This is a genomic window from Cellulomonas sp. P4_H12 (assembly GCF_056400905.1).
The window spans coordinates 77,022-91,879 of record NZ_JBFUKJ010000013.1 but is presented as its reverse complement, the minus strand read 5'-3'; the positions used below and the strand labels follow the sequence as shown (position 1 = coordinate 91,879).

13 protein-coding genes are annotated in these 14,858 nt (G+C 73.9%); 1 reads left to right on the top strand and 12 read right to left on the bottom strand.

Features of this window, described 5'->3' with window-relative positions:
- Positions 1-88: 88 nt before the first annotated feature.
- The 10 genes from araA to AC1DQC_RS09185 all read right to left on the bottom strand — a co-directional run bounded on the left by araA (position 89) and on the right by AC1DQC_RS09185 (position 11,868).
- Complete coding sequence (araA, locus tag AC1DQC_RS09230; protein ID WP_477050936.1) at positions 89-1,591, bottom strand: L-arabinose isomerase; 1,503 nt, start codon at positions 1,589-1,591, stop codon at positions 89-91.
- Positions 1,588-2,307: an L-ribulose-5-phosphate 4-epimerase gene (locus AC1DQC_RS09225; protein WP_477050935.1), complete on the bottom strand. Its 720-nt coding sequence runs from the start codon at positions 2,305-2,307 to the stop codon at positions 1,588-1,590. The genes araA and AC1DQC_RS09225 overlap by 4 nt, the downstream gene beginning before the upstream one ends.
- Positions 2,304-3,881 (bottom strand): xylulokinase, encoded by a 1,578-nt coding sequence (locus AC1DQC_RS09220; RefSeq protein ID WP_477050934.1) that lies wholly within the window; start codon positions 3,879-3,881, stop codon positions 2,304-2,306. The genes AC1DQC_RS09225 and AC1DQC_RS09220 overlap by 4 nt, the downstream gene beginning before the upstream one ends.
- A 94-nt stretch (positions 3,882-3,975) precedes the next feature.
- Positions 3,976-4,980, bottom strand: coding sequence for a LacI family DNA-binding transcriptional regulator (locus AC1DQC_RS09215; RefSeq protein ID WP_477050933.1), 1,005 nt, complete (start codon positions 4,978-4,980; stop codon positions 3,976-3,978).
- Entirely contained in the window at positions 4,980-5,810 is an 831-nt protein-coding gene (gene proC / locus AC1DQC_RS09210; protein WP_477050932.1) for a pyrroline-5-carboxylate reductase, read from the bottom strand. Before proC ends, AC1DQC_RS09215 begins: the two co-directional genes overlap by 1 nt.
- A 145-nt stretch (positions 5,811-5,955) precedes the next feature.
- On the bottom strand, positions 5,956-7,872 hold the full coding sequence (locus tag AC1DQC_RS09205) for a hypothetical protein (RefSeq protein ID WP_477050931.1): 1,917 nt from the start codon (positions 7,870-7,872) through the stop codon (positions 5,956-5,958).
- Positions 7,865-8,755, bottom strand: a complete 891-nt coding sequence (locus AC1DQC_RS09200) for a hypothetical protein (RefSeq protein ID WP_477050930.1) — start codon at positions 8,753-8,755, stop codon at positions 7,865-7,867. Before AC1DQC_RS09200 ends, AC1DQC_RS09205 begins: the two co-directional genes overlap by 8 nt.
- A gap of 23 nt (positions 8,756-8,778) precedes the next feature.
- Complete coding sequence (locus tag AC1DQC_RS09195) at positions 8,779-10,011, bottom strand: ABC transporter permease (protein ID WP_477050929.1); 1,233 nt, start codon at positions 10,009-10,011, stop codon at positions 8,779-8,781.
- Complete coding sequence (locus AC1DQC_RS09190; RefSeq protein ID WP_477050928.1) at positions 10,008-10,730, bottom strand: ABC transporter ATP-binding protein; 723 nt, start codon at positions 10,728-10,730, stop codon at positions 10,008-10,010. Before AC1DQC_RS09190 ends, AC1DQC_RS09195 begins: the two co-directional genes overlap by 4 nt.
- Entirely contained in the window at positions 10,723-11,868 is a 1,146-nt protein-coding gene (locus AC1DQC_RS09185; protein WP_477050927.1) for an efflux RND transporter periplasmic adaptor subunit, read from the bottom strand. The genes AC1DQC_RS09190 and AC1DQC_RS09185 overlap by 8 nt, the downstream gene beginning before the upstream one ends.
- A 115-nt stretch (positions 11,869-11,983) precedes the next feature.
- Here AC1DQC_RS09185 and AC1DQC_RS09180 point away from each other — a divergent pair, with 115 nt between their 5' ends.
- Positions 11,984-12,289 carry a hypothetical protein gene (locus tag AC1DQC_RS09180; protein ID WP_477050926.1) on the top strand — a complete coding sequence of 102 codons (306 nt, stop codon included), beginning with the start codon at positions 11,984-11,986 and terminating at the stop codon, positions 12,287-12,289.
- 192 nt (positions 12,290-12,481) lie between these two features.
- Here AC1DQC_RS09180 and AC1DQC_RS09175 read toward each other — a convergent pair whose 3' ends face one another.
- Together AC1DQC_RS09175 and AC1DQC_RS09170 are read right to left on the bottom strand one after the other, a co-directional pair.
- The gene (locus AC1DQC_RS09175) at positions 12,482-14,029 is read right to left on the bottom strand and encodes a DUF7059 domain-containing protein (RefSeq protein ID WP_477050925.1); all 1,548 of its coding nucleotides are present in this window, start codon (positions 14,027-14,029) and stop codon (positions 12,482-12,484) included.
- Between the two features lie 136 nt (positions 14,030-14,165).
- Positions 14,166-14,825 (bottom strand): endonuclease/exonuclease/phosphatase family protein, encoded by a 660-nt coding sequence (locus AC1DQC_RS09170; protein ID WP_477050924.1) that lies wholly within the window; start codon positions 14,823-14,825, stop codon positions 14,166-14,168.
- Positions 14,826-14,858 lie beyond the last annotated feature (33 nt).

Genomic DNA, 14,858 nt, shown 5'->3' with positions numbered 1-14,858 from the left:
CCCCGTCGTCACCGCTTGTCACGACGCTATGCACGCAAGTCGCGAGAGACAATCACGCCGCGCCGTCTCACCCGTTCGGTGGAACGGTTCAGAAGCCCTGCGCCAGGCGGAAGTAGACCTGGTTCCAGCGGACCTGGTCGCGGAACCCGCGGCGGGTCGTGGCCTCGTCGATGACGAGCAGCTCGGTGCGGGCTATCTCGGCGAAGTCCTCGAACGCCTCCACCCCGACGGCCGTGGTGAGCACGGTGTGGTGCGCTCCCCCGGCGGTCAGCCACGCCTCCGCGGAGGTGCGGAAGTCGGGCCGCGGCTCCCACACGGCGCGTGCGACGGGCAGGTGCGGCAGGTCGGCGGTCGGCGGGACGACGTCGACCACGTTGGCGGTGAGCCGGAAGCGGTCGCGCATGTCCGCCAGCGAGACCACGACGCCGACGCCCGGGTCGGCGTTGAACACCAGGCGGACCGGGTCCTCCTTGCCGCCGATGCCGAGCGGGTGGATCTCCAGCGTCGGCTTCGAGGTGGTCAGCGTCGGGCAGATCTCGAGCATGTGGGCGCCGAGGATCCGCTCCGCCCCGGGCGTGAGGTCGTAGGTGTAGTCCTCCATGAGCGACGCGCCGCCGGGCAGGCCGGCACCCATCACCTTGGCGGCGCGGACCAGGATCGCGGTCTTCCAGTCGCCCTCGGCGCCGAAGCCGTAGCCGTCGGCCATGAGTCGCTGGACGGCCAGGCCGGGCAGCTGGCGCAGGTCACCGAGGTCCTCGAAGTTCGTCGTGAAGGCCTTGGCACCCAGGGACTCGAGCAGGGTGCGGAGTGCGATCTCCTGCCGCGCGCCGTAGCGCAGGGACTCGTGCCGGTCGCCGTCCTTGCGCAGCTCGGGCACGACGTCGTACAGCTCCTCGTACTCGGCGACGAGCGCGTCCACGTCGGCGTCGGCGACCGCGGCCACCGCCGCCACCAGGTCGTTCACGCCCCACGTGTTCACCGAGACGCCGAACCGCAGCTCCGCCTCGGTCTTGTCGCCCTCGGTCACCGCGACGTTGCGCATGTTGTCGCCGAACCGGGCGAGCTTCAGCTCGTGCGTCGCGGCCCAGCCGGCGCACGCCCGCACCCAGGTGTCGATCGACGCGACCACGGCCGGGTTCGACACGTGCCCGGCGACCGTCTTGCGCGCCGCCCCGAGCCGGGTCGCGATGTACCCGAACTCGCGGTCGCCGTGCGCGGCCTGGTTGAGGTTCATGAAGTCGAAGTCGATGGTGTCCCACGGCAGCTCGACATTGGCCTGCGTGTGCAGGTGGAGCAGCGGGGTGCGCAGCGCGTCGAGGCCGGCGATCCACATCTTGGCCGGCGAGAAGGTGTGCATCCACGCGATCACGCCGATGACGGCGTCGTCGGCGTTGGCCTCGAGCGCCGCGCGGCGGATCGCGTCGGAGTCCGTGAGCACGGGCTTCCAGACGAGCGTCGCGGGCAGCGTGTCGCCCAGGACGCGGGCGATCTCCTGCGACTGCTGGGCCACCTGCCGCAGCGTCTCCTCGCCGTACAGACCCTGGCTCCCGGTGAGGAACCAGATCTCGCGGTCGGCGTACGGCTTGCTCATCGGTTCTCCTGGTCGTTCTCGGGTGGCGTCGCCGGCTGCTGGCCGTAGACGTGCTGGTAGCGGGCGTAGAGCGAGTCGATGTCGTCCTGCGCGATGGGCACGGTGTCGCCCAGCTGCCGGGCGATGTGCACGGTGCGGGCGACCTCCTCGACCATCACCGCGGCCTTGACGGCGGCCTTGGCGTCGCGGCCGATGGTGAACGGTCCGTGGTTGCGCATGAGCACCGCGGGGCTGCGGGAGTCGCGCAGGGTCTCGACGATGCCGCGCCCGATCGAGTCGTCGCCGATGAGCGCGAACGGGCCGATCGGGACGTCCCCGCCGAACTCGTCGGCCATCATGGTCAGGACGCACGGCACCGGCTCGGCGCGCGCGGCCCAGGCGGTCGCGTAGGTCGAGTGGGTGTGCACGACGCCACCGACCGACGGCATGTGCCGGTACACGTAGGCGTGCGCGGCGGTGTCGCTGGAGGGGGCGCGGGTGCCGTCGACGAGGTTGCCGTCGAGGTCGCACACGACCATGGACTGGGGCGTCAGCTCGTCGTAGGTCACGCCGGAGGGCTTGATGACGAACAGGTCGTCAGGGCCCGGGGCGTCGCCGACGACGACGCGCTGCGACACGTTGCCCGCGGTCCACACCACGAGCCCCCAGCGCGGGAGCTCCGCGTGCAGCTGCGCGACGACCACCCGGGTGCGCTGGATCTCGTCGGCGGTGCTCACAGCGCATCCACCGCCGCCCGCTCGACGGTCAGGCCGGCGGCGTACCGGTCGAGGAAGGCGTCGTACCCGCGGACGTCGTCGTCGTCCGGGGCGACCGTCACCGACGCCGCGTCGGCGAAGACGCGCTCCGTCAGGTAGGTGCCGAGGTCCTGCTCGGGCGCCGCGTCGAGGTAGGCCGCGAGCACCGCGATCCCCCACGCGCCGCCCTCGCCGGCCGACTGCCCGACGGTGACTGGTGCGCCGATGGCCGCGGCCAGCAGCCGCTGCGCGACGCCCTCGGTGCGGAAGAGGCCGCCGTGCGCGTACATGGAGTCGAGCTCGACGCCCTCACCCGCCAGCACGCGCATCCCGAGGCTCAGCGTGCCGAACGCGCCGTAGACCTGCGTGCGCATGAAGTTGGCCAGCGTCAGCCGGCTGTCGGGGGTCCGGACGAACAGCGGCCGTCCCTCGTCCAGCCCGGTGATCGGCTCGCCGGACAGGTAGTTGTACGCGAGTAGGCCACCGCCGTCGGCGTCGCCCCGGAGCGCCTCGCGCAGGAGCGCGGCGAAGACCTCGTCGGCACCGGCGGTGCTGCCGAGCGCGGTCGCGAACTGGCCGAACACCTCGGCCCAGGCCCCGAGCTCGCTGGCTCCGTTGTTGCAGTGCACCATCGCGACCAGCTCACCGGACGGGGTGGTCACCAGGTCGAGCTCGTCGTGGACGCTCGCGAGCGGCTTCTCCAGCACGACCATCGCGAAGATGCTCGTGCCGACGCTCACGTTGCCGGTGCGCGGCGCGACCGCGTTGGTGGCGACCATGCCCGTGCCCGCGTCACCCTCGGGCGGGCACAGCGGGATGCCCGCCTGCAGCGTGCCGGTGGGGTCGAGCAGGGCGGCACCCGCCTCGGTCAGGCGGCCCGCCTCCTGGCCGGCGAGCAGGACCTCGGGCAGCAGCGGTGCGACGTCCCCGGGGTACGCGGCCAGCATGCGCGCGTCGTACGTCTTGGTGGTCGTGTCGATGGGGAACAGGCCCGACGCGTCGCCGATCCCCAGCACCTTGCGGCCGGTCAGCTTCCAGTGCACGTAGCCGGCGAGCGTGGTGATCGTGCGGATCTGCGGCACGTGCGGCTCGTCGTCGAGCGTCGCCTGCCGCAGGTGCGCGATCGACCAGCGCAACGGGATGTTGTAGCCGAACAGCTCGGTGAGCTCGGCGGCCGCGGGCCCGGTGGTCGTGTTGCGCCACGTGCGGAACGGGACGAGGAGCTCGTCCGCCTCGTCGAAGGCGAGGTAGCCGTGCATCATCGCGGAGACGCCCAGCGCGCCCACGGTCGCGGGGCGCACGCCGTGCCGCTGCTCGGCGTCGTCCAGGAGCGCGGCGACGCTGGCCTGCAGGCCGGACCAGACGGCGTCGAGCGAGTAGGTCCACATCCGGTCGACGAACTGGTTCTCCCAGTCGTGGCTGCCGCTGGCCAGCGGGGCGTGGTCCGGGCCGATGAGGACGGCCTTGATGCGGGTGGAGCCGAGCTCGATGCCGAGCGCCGTCTGACCTGCGGCGATCGCTGCGCGAGCGTCGGCTCCAGAGGGATCGACCGTCATCACGCGGCTCCGTTCCTGCAGCACGGACCGCAGCGGACGCCGACGGCCGAGACACATGTTAGCGCTAACATCGGCGGCGTCCAGTCCCCCGCGGTCAGGGCCGGCGGATCGAGCTCGCGCGGACCACGAGCTCCGCCGGGATCTGCTGGCGCGCCACGTCCTCGCCGGCGAACGCGGCCTGCAACGACCGGACCGCCAGCCGCCCGAGCGCCCCGAAGTCCTGCCGGACGGTGGTCAGCGGCGGCGTGTAGTGCGCGGCACCGACCTCGTCGTCGAACCCGACGACGGCGACGTCGTCGGGCACCCGCACGCCCCGCTCCCAGAACGCGTGCAGCAGTCCGAGCGCGAGCTGGTCGTTGGCCGCGAAGATCGCGGGCGGCAGCCCCTCGCGCGCCATGCGCAGCCCGAGCTCGTACCCGTCGGCGGCGTCCCAGCCGGCCTCGATGTGCTCGGGCGCGCCCGGGCCGCAGACCTCGCGCCAGCCCGCCAGCCGGTCCTGGGCGTCGAACCAGTCCTGCGGCCCGGCGACGTGCACCACATCGGCGAAGCCCTGGTCGAGCAGGTGCTGCGTGGCCAGGCGCGCCCCGTGCCGCTGGTCGACGCCGACCGCGTGCAGGTGCGCCTCGGAGGGGACGTCGGACGCCGACGAGATGAGCACGACGGGCACCGGCGACGCGATCGCGGCGATCGCCTGGGCGACCTCCGTGGTCGGCGCGATGATCGCGATGCCGTCGACGCCCTGACCCAGGAAGTGCTCGACCGCGGTGTGCATGCTGTCCGCGTCGAACTGCCGGATGGTGGCCACGGAGACGAACCAGCCGACCACGCGGGCCGCCTCCTCGAGCCCCACCAACGTGCTGGTGGGGCCGTAGAGGGCGGTGGCCGGGGTGACGACGCCGAGCGTGCCGGAGCGTCGGGTCACCAGGGCGCGGGCGGCGCTGTTGCGGCGGTAGCCGAGGGCCACGATGGCGTCGTTGACGCGGTCGCGGGTCTCCGGCCGGACGCTCGGGTGGTCGTTGAGCACCCGCGAGACGGTCTGGTGCGACACCCCGGCGAGGGCGGCGACGTCGCTCATCGCCGGGGGGCGGGACATGGCCATCAGTACTGCTGGCCGAGCTCGCGCGAGCGGTCGCGCGCGGCCTCGGCGGCCGCGACGACGCCCGCCCGGACCCCGTGGGCATCGAGCACCTGGACCGCGGCGACGGTGGTCCCGCCCGGCGACGAGACGCGCTCGCGGAGGATCGCCGGATGGTCCCCCGACTGCGCGGCGAGCGCCGCGGCGCCCTCGACGGTGGCGACGGCGAGCTTGGTCGCCAGGTCCCGGCTCAGGCCGAGCAGCACGCCCGCCTCGGCCATCGCGTCGATCAGGTAGAACGCGTACGCGGGCCCGGAGCCCGAGATCGCGGTCACCGCGTCGAGGTCCTTCTCCTCCACGCGGACCACCAGACCCGTGGCGGCGAGCATCTTCTCGACGAGCACCAGGTGCCCCTCGCTCGCGTGCGTGCCGGGGGCGACGGCGCTCGCGCCCTTGCCGACGACGGCGGGCGTGTTCGGCATGACGCGGACCACCGGCTGGCCGGGGTTGAGGCGCTTCTCGTAGCTCGCGATGGGCAGTCCCGCGGCGACGCTGACCACGAGCTCACCGCCGCGCAGGGCCTGCTTGACCTCGTCGAGCACCGACGCGACGACGTTGGGCTTGACCGCGAGGAGCACGACGTCGGCGCGCGCGGCCGCCTCGGCGTTGGAGGCGCCCGTCCGGACGCCGTACCGGCCGGCGAGCTCGTCGGCCCGCGGCACGTGCCGCTCGGTGACCTCGACCTGCTCGGGCGTCCATCCCGCGGTCAGGAGCGCGCTGAGCAGCGTCTCCCCCATCACCCCGCCGCCCAGCACCGCGACCTGCGGCCTGCCGTCGGTGGCCTCGTCGGTCATCGTCGTCCTTCCGTCCCCGCCGCCGGAGGGGCGACGCCGCGAGCCTACCGACGCCGGACCCGTGACCGGCGCAAGCGCACGAATCAGAGGATCCGCCGCCGATCTGTCGGCGGATCCTCTGCTCGTCGCTCTGGCGCGCCCGCGGTCAGCCCTTGCCGTTGGTGAAGCCCGCCGGGGGCCCGCCCTGTCCGCCACCGTCGAACACGAACTGCGGCGGCCCGACCTGGTCGCCACCGTCGCCGCCCAGGCCGGACAGGCCCTGGTTCGTGGTCGACGTGCTGGACACGATCGCCTCGTCGTTGTCGGCGAGCACGACCTCGTCACCGGCCGCCAGGCCGTCGGTGATCTCGGTCCGTTCCGCGCCCACCGCCCCACGCGTGACGGTGACGTCGGTCGGGGTGCCGTCCTTGAGCACCTGAACCGTCGCCGTCGCGCCGTCGACGTGCACCGCCGACGTCGGGACCGTGAGCACCTGCTCGGCGCCCGCGACCGACAGGTGCACCTGGGCGGACGCCCCGTCGTAGAGCTTCGCGTCCGTCGCGTCCAGGGCGAGCTCGACCGCGTAGGCCGGGTCGGCGGTGGTCGACGTGTCCAGGACGCCGATGCTGCTGACCGTGCCGGTGAGCGTCGCGTCCGTGCTCGGCGTGGTCACCTGCGCCCTCTGGCCGACCGTGACGATGTCGATCCTGGTCAGCGGGACGCTCGTGGTGACCGTGTAGCCGTCGGGGCCGAGGACCGTGACCACCGCGGTGGTCGACGACGCCGTCACCTCGTCGCCCACGGCGAGCGAGACCGCTGCGACCGTGCCCGCGATCGGGCTGGTCAGCGTCGCGAACGGCAGCCTGCTCTGCGCGAGCGCGACGTTCGCCTCCTGCAGGTCGATCGCCGCCTCGTCGGCCACGATCGTCGCAGCGGAGGCCACGGTCGTGGTCGCGCCACCGGACGGGGTGCTCGCGGACGGGGTGCTGGTCGACGGGGTGCTGGCCGACGGGGTGCTTGTTGCCGGGCTGCTGGTCGAGGGAGCCGTCGGCGTCGAGGTCGCCGGGGCAGTCGACTGCTGCGACGAGCTCGCCACCGCCTTCTGCAGCGCCGCCACGGCGTCGTCCAGGGCGGTGGCCAGCGTCATGAGCGCCTGCTGCTGCGCGTCCGTGGCCGTCTGCGCGTCGAGCGCGCCGGAGAGCGCTGCCTGGCAGTCGGCGAGCGCCTGCTGGACCGCGGAGGTGTCCGGCGCCGCGGCGGGGTCGGTCGCGTCGCCGTCGGTCGTGGCCTCCTCGGTGGAGGTCGGGGCGGGCGTCGGCGTGACGTCACCCGACGGGTCGTCGGAACCGTCCGTGCTGCCGTCGCCGGTGACGTCCGTGCCGAGGACGGCGAGGAACGCCGCGCACGACGCCTGGGACGCCGTCACGCTGGCACCGCTGGTGGCCAGGGCGTCGGCGGTCACCGAGTACTGGTCGAGGAGTGCCTTCTGCGCCCGCTGGACGTCGGCCATCGCCTGGGTCACGGCCGGGTCCGTGGCGTCGCCACCGTGCGAGGCGTCGCTCGTGTCTCCGCTCGGGTCCGGCGCTGCTGTCGAGGCCGACGGCGTGGCCGTCGGGGTGGGCGACGCCTTCGACGAGGAGCTCGCGGAGGACGCGCTCGCCGACGATGCCGTCTGCGAGTCCAGGTCGTCGCTCAGCTGCTGCTGCGCGTCGGCGAGGTCGGCCTGCGCCTTGTCGACGGCATCCTGCAGCGCGTCGGCGTCGAGCGTCGCGAGCACGTCGCCGGCGGCGACGACCTGCCCGACGGACACGTCGACCGTGGCGACCGTGCCGTCGACGGAGAACGCGGCGTCGCGGCGGCTGGCCGAGGCGATGGTCCCGACGGAGTCGACGATCTGCTCGACGTTCGCCTTCTCGGCGGTCGCCGTGCGGTAGCGGCCGTCGTCGGTGCCCCCGAGGGCCAGGGCGACGCCACCGCCCGCGGCAACCAGGACCACGGCACCCGCCGCGGTGAGGGCGACGATGCGGCGCCGACGAGCCCTGCGGCGCAGCGCGACGGACGGGCGGCCTGCGCGGTCAGGCATCGGTGCCACCCTGCGAGGAACCGTCCTGCGACGACCCGTCCTGCGGACCGCCGGGGCCTCCGCCGGGGAAGCCACGGCCGCCGAGCATGCCGCTCGTGCACTCGCCGTCGGTCGGCGCCGACACGGTGATGCTGGTCGCGGTCACCTTGCCGCTGTCGTCGGCCTGGCCGCGGGCGCTGGCGCACTGCCCGACCACGACCGCGGAGGCGTCGGCGGCCACGGCCTTGGTGTAGGTCGTCGCGTCGCTGACGGTGACCGTGCGGGAGGTCGTCGCGTCGTCCTGGCCGGTGACCTCGACGGTCAGCGTGCTGCCGTCGACCGCGGTGACCTTTCCTGCGGCGACTCCGTTGAACGCGCGCATCCCGCCGGGCGCACCGGAGGGCAGGTCGGTCGGGGCGCCCGACGGGCGGCTCGGCAGGTCCGTCGGGGCGCCGTCGGGCCGCTGGCCGCCGCCCGGGCCGCCGCCGAAACCGCCCGGGCACGTGCCGTCGTCTGTCGCCGAGGTCAGCTGGACGGTCGTGGCCTTCAGCGGCGCGGAGGTGTCGGTCGACGTCGTGGTCGTCGAGACGGCCACCACGCACGACCCGACCGCGACGTCGGACAGCGCGCCCGCGACGGACGCCGTGAACGTCGTGTCGTCGGTCCAGGTCACTGCGGTCTGCGCGTCGGCCGACCGGACCTGCAGGACGGTGCCGGTCACGGACGCGATCTCGCCGGACGTCCCGCCGCCGCCACCGGGTCCCGAGCGCTGGGGGCCGTCGGCGCCCTGCTGTTGGGGTGTGGCGGTCGCGTCCGGCGCCGCTGCCTGCGAGGTGCCGGCCGAGCAGCCGGCCAGGACGAGAAGGGACACGGCGGCGAGCGCCGGGAGGATGCGGGGGGTCATGAGGACTCCTTGCTGAGAGGGGGTTACTCCGCGCGCAGCGCGTCGATGGGAGCCAGCCGCGCGGCGCGGGTGGCGGGGTAGACGCCGAAGACCAGCCCGATGCCCATCGCGACCACGACGGAGCCGGCCACGGCAGCGCCGGAGACGACGACCGACGAGTCGAGCAGGCCAGGCAGCACCTGGGCCGCGACGATGCCGAGCACGGCGCCGAGCACCCCGCCGGCCAGGCCGAGCACGGTGGCCTCGACCAGGAACTGCCGGCGGATGGCCCACGGCGGGGCGCCGAGCGCCTTGCGCAGCCCGATCTCACGCGTCCGCTCCGTGACGGAGACGAGCATGATGTTCATGACGCCGATGCCCCCGACCAGCAGGGACAGCGCGGCGATGCCCGTGAGCAGGACCGTCAGCGTCTTGTAGACGGCCGTCGCCGTGGACACGAGCGCGTCCTGGCTGTTGATCGTGAAGTCGGCGCTCTCGGCGTCGGTGATGCCGTGCAGGTTGAGCAGCAGGCCCTCGGCCTCCTGGTACGCGGCGTTGAGCTGGTCGGTCGACGCCGCCTGGAGGTAGATCGTCGAGACCGCATTGCGGTCCTGGCCGCCGACGAGCGTGTCCGCCGCCGTCGACATCGGGATGACGGCGACGTCGTCGAGGTCGCTGTCGCCGCTGGCGCCCTCGGCCGCCAGCACGCCGACCACCCGGAGGTCGGTGTCCCCGACGGTGACCGTCTGCCCGACCACCCGCGTGGAGCCGAACAGCTCCTTCGCGGTCTCCGGGCCCAGCACGACGACGTCGGCCCGGGAGTCCACGTCGTCGGCCGTGAAGAACGACCCCGAGCCCATCGTGCGGCCGCGGACGTCGAGCCAGTCGGCGCTGGTGCCGGTGACGCTGGTGGTCCAGTTGGTGTCGTTGGCCTCGAGCGACGCGGACGTCGTCTTCTCGGCCGCGACCTTGCCGATGTCGGGCGCGTTGACGGAGGACGCGAGCGCCGCGGCGTCGGCCGTGGTGAGCGTGGTGCGGGAGCCGAAGCCGCCGCGGACGCCGGACGTGCTGGTGCTGGAACCGGGCTTGACGATGAGCAGGTTGCTGCCCAGCTGGCTGATCTGCTCGCTGACGTCCTTCTGCGTGCCCAGCCCGAGCCCGACGGTGAGGATCACCGCGGCGATGCCGATGAGGATGCCGAGCACGGTGAGGATCGACCGCATCGCGTGCGAGGTCACGGCCGACCAGCCGGTGCGCAGGGTCTCGGTCCAGGTCATGCGGCACCCCCGACGATGAGCCCGTCGTGGACGCGGACCACCCGCTGGGCGCGCTCGGCCACGTCGGCCTCGTGCGTGATGAGGACGATCGTGCGGCCCTGCGCGTGCAGCTCGTCGAAGAGCTCCAGGACGTCGCGGGTGGACGTCGAGTCCAGGTTGCCCGTGGGCTCGTCGGCGAGCAGCAGGGCAGGTTCGCCGACGAGGGCGCGCGCGACCGCCACGCGCTGCTGCTGCCCGCCGGACAGCTCGCCCGGACGGTTGTCGAGGCGGTCGCCCAGCCCGACGCGCTCCAGCGCGGCCGCCGCGCGCTCGCGACGGGACGCCGCGGACACCCGTCCGTAGACCAGCGGGAGCTCGACGTTGCGCCACGCCGACAGCGACGGCAGCAGGTTGAACTGCTGGAACACGAAGCCGATCTGCCGGTTCCGGATGTCCGCGAGGTCGATCTCGTCGAGCTCCCCGACGTCCTCGCCGGCCAGGTGGTACGTGCCGGCGGAGAGCGTGTCCAGGCAGCCGAGGATGTTCATCAGCGTCGACTTGCCCGACCCCGACGGCCCCATGACGGCCACGTACTCGCCCTGCTCGATCCGCAGGTCGATGCCGCGCAGGGCCTCGAACTCGATGCTGCCCGACGTGTACGTCTTCCTCACGCCGACCAGGTCGATGACCGCCTCGGTGCGAGGGGCCGTCTCCGGCAGCGGGAGCGTCAGCTCAGCCATTGGTCGGACCGCCCTGCTGGATGTTCGGCGGACCGCCCTGGAAGCCGCCCTCGGGGAACGTCCCCTGGTTCTGCCGCCCGGTCCCGCCCGTGCCCGGCGTGAACGTCGCGAGCACGACCTCGTCGCCCTCGGCGAGCCCGTCGGTGATCTCGGTGAGGTTGCCGGACGTCTCGCCGGTGGTGACGGGGACGTCGACGGTCTTCCCGTCGGCGTCGACCTGCTTCACGGTGGCGGTGCCGTCGGTCGCGGTGGTGACCGCGAGGCTGGGCACGGTGAGCACGTCGGTGCGCCGCTCGTAGACGAGCTCGACGTCGGCGGAGACGCCGTCGTGCAGGCCCGCCTGGTCGCCCGTGACTGCGACGGTCACGGGGTAGGCGGCGACGCCCGAGTCGCTGGTGGACAGCAGGCCGATCGCGCTGATGGTGCCGAACACCGGGTCGGTCGCGCCGTCCAGCGTCACCTCCGCCTGGTCGCCGACCTCGAGGAGCGCGACGTCCGCGTCGCTCACCGTGACGTCGACCTCCCACGCGTCGGTGCCGACGATCGTGAACTGCGCGGTCGTCGTGTCGGTACCGCCCCCGGCGCTCGGGCCGCCGGTGCCGCCCACGGCGTCGCCGACCTCGAGGTTGACCGCGGCGAGCAGGCCGGCGACGGGTGCCACGAGCGTGGCGCCGTCCATCGCGGCCTGCGCCGTGTCGACCCCGGCCTGCGCGACGTCGACCTGCGCCTGCGCGGCCGCGACCTGCGCGCTGCCGCTGGCGTCGGACAGCTTCGCCTGCGCGCTCGCCAGCGTGGCCTTCGCCTGGAGCAGGTCGGCGTTGAGCTGGAGCGTGTCGACGGTCGCGAGCGTCTGCCCGGCCGTCACGGTCTGGCCGACCGCCACGGGCACCGCCGTGACGGTCCCGCTCACGTCGAAGCTGACGTCCTGCTGCACCAACGGGGTCAGCGTCCCGCTGCCGCTCACCGACTTCTGCATCGTCGTCAGGCTCGCCGCCACGGTGCGCGTCACGGGCGCCGCCGACGCCGCCGACGCGTCCCGGATGCCGAACCACCAGACTGCCGTGGCGACGAGGCCGACGAGGACCACGGCCGTGACCGTCCTCGTCAGCGGCGTCGTCCGTCTCCATACGTGCTGCATGTTCTCCCTCACGTCCACCCGGTCCTGTGACCTGGGCCGAACGTAGGGACGCGCGCTGGGCCGGTCGTAGCACCGACCTGTGGCCGAACTGTGAGTGCTGCGCGGCGAGAAGGCCATGAGGCCCGTCATCAGGATCGATATCAGCCCTCATCGCCTGCTCGTCGGCAGGTCGGCCCTGCGGCTCGGGCGGAGCACGAGCGTGGACGCCAGGCCGACGACCGCCAGCGCGGCGGCCACGAGCAGCGCCGTGCGCGGCGCCGCGGATCACCCCGACGCCGTCATCACGACGACCACTCGCGACCTCGACGCGCTCGTCTCTGGTGACCGCACCCTCGACGAGCTCGTCGGTGCGGGCGACGCAGCGACGGCGGGGGATGCTGTCGCGGCGCACCGGTTCGCCGCGTACTTCGCACCCCGCTGAGGGAACGTGCGAGCCGGCTCGCCGCTGTCCGGCCCGCGTGGACGCGGCGCTAGACGTGCGGCGCACAGGCGGCCCACGTGAGGAAGATGAACCCTCCCTCAAGGTGCGCTCTGCCCGTCCCCCAACGTCCGCACTCGAGCGGGCCCTGACCAACCCGAATGCGGACGTCCCAGCGATGTCAGGCGCTGGGGCCTAGTCCTGTGCCGGCAGCAGGAGGCCGTCGCGGACGAGGCCGCGGGCCGACGGGAGGACGTCGGCCGCGACCGCGTCGGCGCCCACCTCCAGCAGGGCGCCCAGGGCGTTGACGATCTGGCCGACCGTGAGCTCGCCGTCGCACACCCCGACGAAGCCCGCGAGCGCCGTGCCGGCCTGGACCGCGCGGCCGAAGCCACCACCCTGGCGCAGGAGGACCACCTGCGGGTCCGCGTCACCGGGAGTCAGGTACCGCTCCTCGGTGACGTCGGGGGCGACCACGAGGCGTTCGCCGGCGAGCTCGTCGTCGCTCATCGAGAGCCAGTCGTGGGCCGCGAGGGACGACGCGATCGCCGGCCCGAGCGGCTGCCGGACGGTGCCCGTGACCTCCTCGAGCCGGCGCAGCGTCGGTTTCCCGACGGGCTTGCGCAGGGTCACGATGCCGAAGCCGATCCCCTCGACGTCCCGCGACGCGAAGTCGTCGAGCCACTCCCCGTACCGCTGCGCCCAGGCCGCCCGGTCCCGATCCGGGGTCGTCCCGCCGTCCCGGATCCACGTCTCGGCGTACTGCGCGGGGTCCTGCAGCTCGCGCTGGACCACCCAGCCGTCCAGGCCGCTGGCGTCGAGCCACGACCCCACCCGCTCGTGCCACTCCTCACCGCGCCGCACCTCCCAGTTGCCCAGCAGCTGCGCGACCCCGCCGGGCGCCAGCATCGCGCCGACCCCCTCGACCAGCTCGCGCACGATCGCGTCCCCCGAACGGCCGCCGTCGCGGTACTCGTACGACGGCATGCCGGGCGTGCGCGGCGTGATGACGAACGGCGGGTTGCTGACGACGAGGTCGAACCGCTCCTGCGCGACCGGCTCGAGCATCGACCCCTCCCGCAGCTCGAGCCGGAACCCGTCGAGGCCGGCGAGCTCGGCGTTGAACCGCGCGAACCCGAGGGCGCGCCGCGAGATGTCCGTGCCGACCACCCGGCGGGAGTGCCGCGACGCGTGCAGTGCCTGGATCCCGCAGCCCGTGCCGAGGTCGAGCACGTGGTCCCGCTCGTCGCGCACGGTGACCTGCGCGAGCGTGGTCGACGCCCCGCCGACGCCGAGCACGTGGTCGGTCCGCAGCGCGGTCCCGGTGGCCAGCTCACCCAGGTCGGAGGCGATCCACCAGTCGACCTCGCCGCCGCCGTCGACCGCGGTGTAGGGGCGCAGGTCGACGCGGGCGCGGACCTCGTCGCCGTCGACCTCGACCAGCCCCAGCTGCTCCGCGCCCGCCACGGTCAGGGTCGGCAGCGCGCGCTCGAGCGTCCGGCGCGGGGTCGTCTCCCCCAGCAGGAACGTCCGGATCAGCGCCGCGACGACGTCGTCGGCGGCCGCGGCGGTCGCGCGGAGCGCCGGCACCGGTTCCTCGCGGTGCAGCGCGTCGGCCGCCACGGCTCCGAGGACCTCCTCGACGCCGGCGACGCCGTATCCCGAGCTGCTCAGGTCGTCGCGGAGCGCCGAGACGAGGGCGGCGTGGGGGTGGGGCGCGCCGGGCGCGGAGTCGTGGACCACGGCCCCATCATCCCCGCCGCGTCGTCGGATCCCGCCGCACTGGGGATGCGAGTGCCGCCAGGGGCGCGGAGGGCGCCCCACCCGTCCCACCGGTACCAAGCGCGGCAGGTTCGGACGGCGCGATGGGTCGAACGCGTTACGGCGTCAGGTCGACGACGAGCGGCCGGTGGTCGCTCGCCACGGCGACCTCCGGGCCGGACAGGACGCGGGGCGCCGAGAAGGTGAGGTCCGGCGTGACCAGGATCGCGTCGATGCGCTGGTGCGGCTCGCCGGCCGGGAAGGTGGGGCCGGCGATCGGGGCGGTGTCGACGAGCACGCCGGTAAGGCGGGCCCACGCCGGGCCGTCGGGGAGCTCGTTGAGGTCGCCGAGGACGACGGTCCGGTCGGTCAGGACATGGTCGTGCAGGACCCCCGACAGGTGCTCGGCGCGTTCGTCGCGGACCAACGAGAGGTGCACGACCACGAACCGGATACCTTCGACGGTCGCCACCGACACGCCGCGGCGGGTGGTGCCGGGTCGCCAGGACAGCCGCACGGCGTGCGCGTCGGTGACACGGCGGCCCGGTGCGACGAGGAGGGCGGTGGTCCGGGCACCGCGGCCGTTGACGACGGCGCGCAGACCGGCCGCGCGCGCGAACCGGGCCAGCCGCCACCGCCCGAGGACGCCGCGCGGCGGCTCCTGCACGGCGAGCACGTCGGGCGCGGCGGCGCGCACCACGGCGACGGCGTCGGGCCGCGAGAGGTGCAGCCCTTTGATGTTGTAGGTCATGACCCGGAGGCCGGCGCGCGTGGTCACCGCCACATCCTCGCGCGGCTCACCGCGGAGGCA

What these genes read in the sequence shown, in the direction of transcription:
- araA (WP_477050936.1), bottom strand. Translation starts at nt 1,591, where the DNA reads ATGAGCAAGCCGTACGCCGACCGCGAGATCTGGTTCCTCACCGGGAGC.
- AC1DQC_RS09220 (WP_477050934.1), bottom strand. Translation starts at nt 3,881, where the DNA reads ATGACGGTCGATCCCTCTGGAGCCGACGCTCGCGCAGCGATCGCCGCA.
- AC1DQC_RS09215 (WP_477050933.1), bottom strand. Translation starts at nt 4,980, where the DNA reads ATGGCCATGTCCCGCCCCCCGGCGATGAGCGACGTCGCCGCCCTCGCC.
- proC (WP_477050932.1), bottom strand. Translation starts at nt 5,810, where the DNA reads ATGACCGACGAGGCCACCGACGGCAGGCCGCAGGTCGCGGTGCTGGGC.
- AC1DQC_RS09205 (WP_477050931.1), bottom strand. Translation starts at nt 7,872, where the DNA reads ATGCCTGACCGCGCAGGCCGCCCGTCCGTCGCGCTGCGCCGCAGGGCT.
- AC1DQC_RS09200 (WP_477050930.1), bottom strand. Translation starts at nt 8,755, where the DNA reads ATGACCCCCCGCATCCTCCCGGCGCTCGCCGCCGTGTCCCTTCTCGTC.
- AC1DQC_RS09195 (WP_477050929.1), bottom strand. Translation starts at nt 10,011, where the DNA reads ATGACCTGGACCGAGACCCTGCGCACCGGCTGGTCGGCCGTGACCTCG.
- AC1DQC_RS09190 (WP_477050928.1), bottom strand. Translation starts at nt 10,730, where the DNA reads ATGGCTGAGCTGACGCTCCCGCTGCCGGAGACGGCCCCTCGCACCGAG.
- AC1DQC_RS09185 (WP_477050927.1), bottom strand. Translation starts at nt 11,868, where the DNA reads ATGCAGCACGTATGGAGACGGACGACGCCGCTGACGAGGACGGTCACG.
- AC1DQC_RS09180 (WP_477050926.1), top strand. Translation starts at nt 11,984, where the DNA reads ATGAGGCCCGTCATCAGGATCGATATCAGCCCTCATCGCCTGCTCGTC.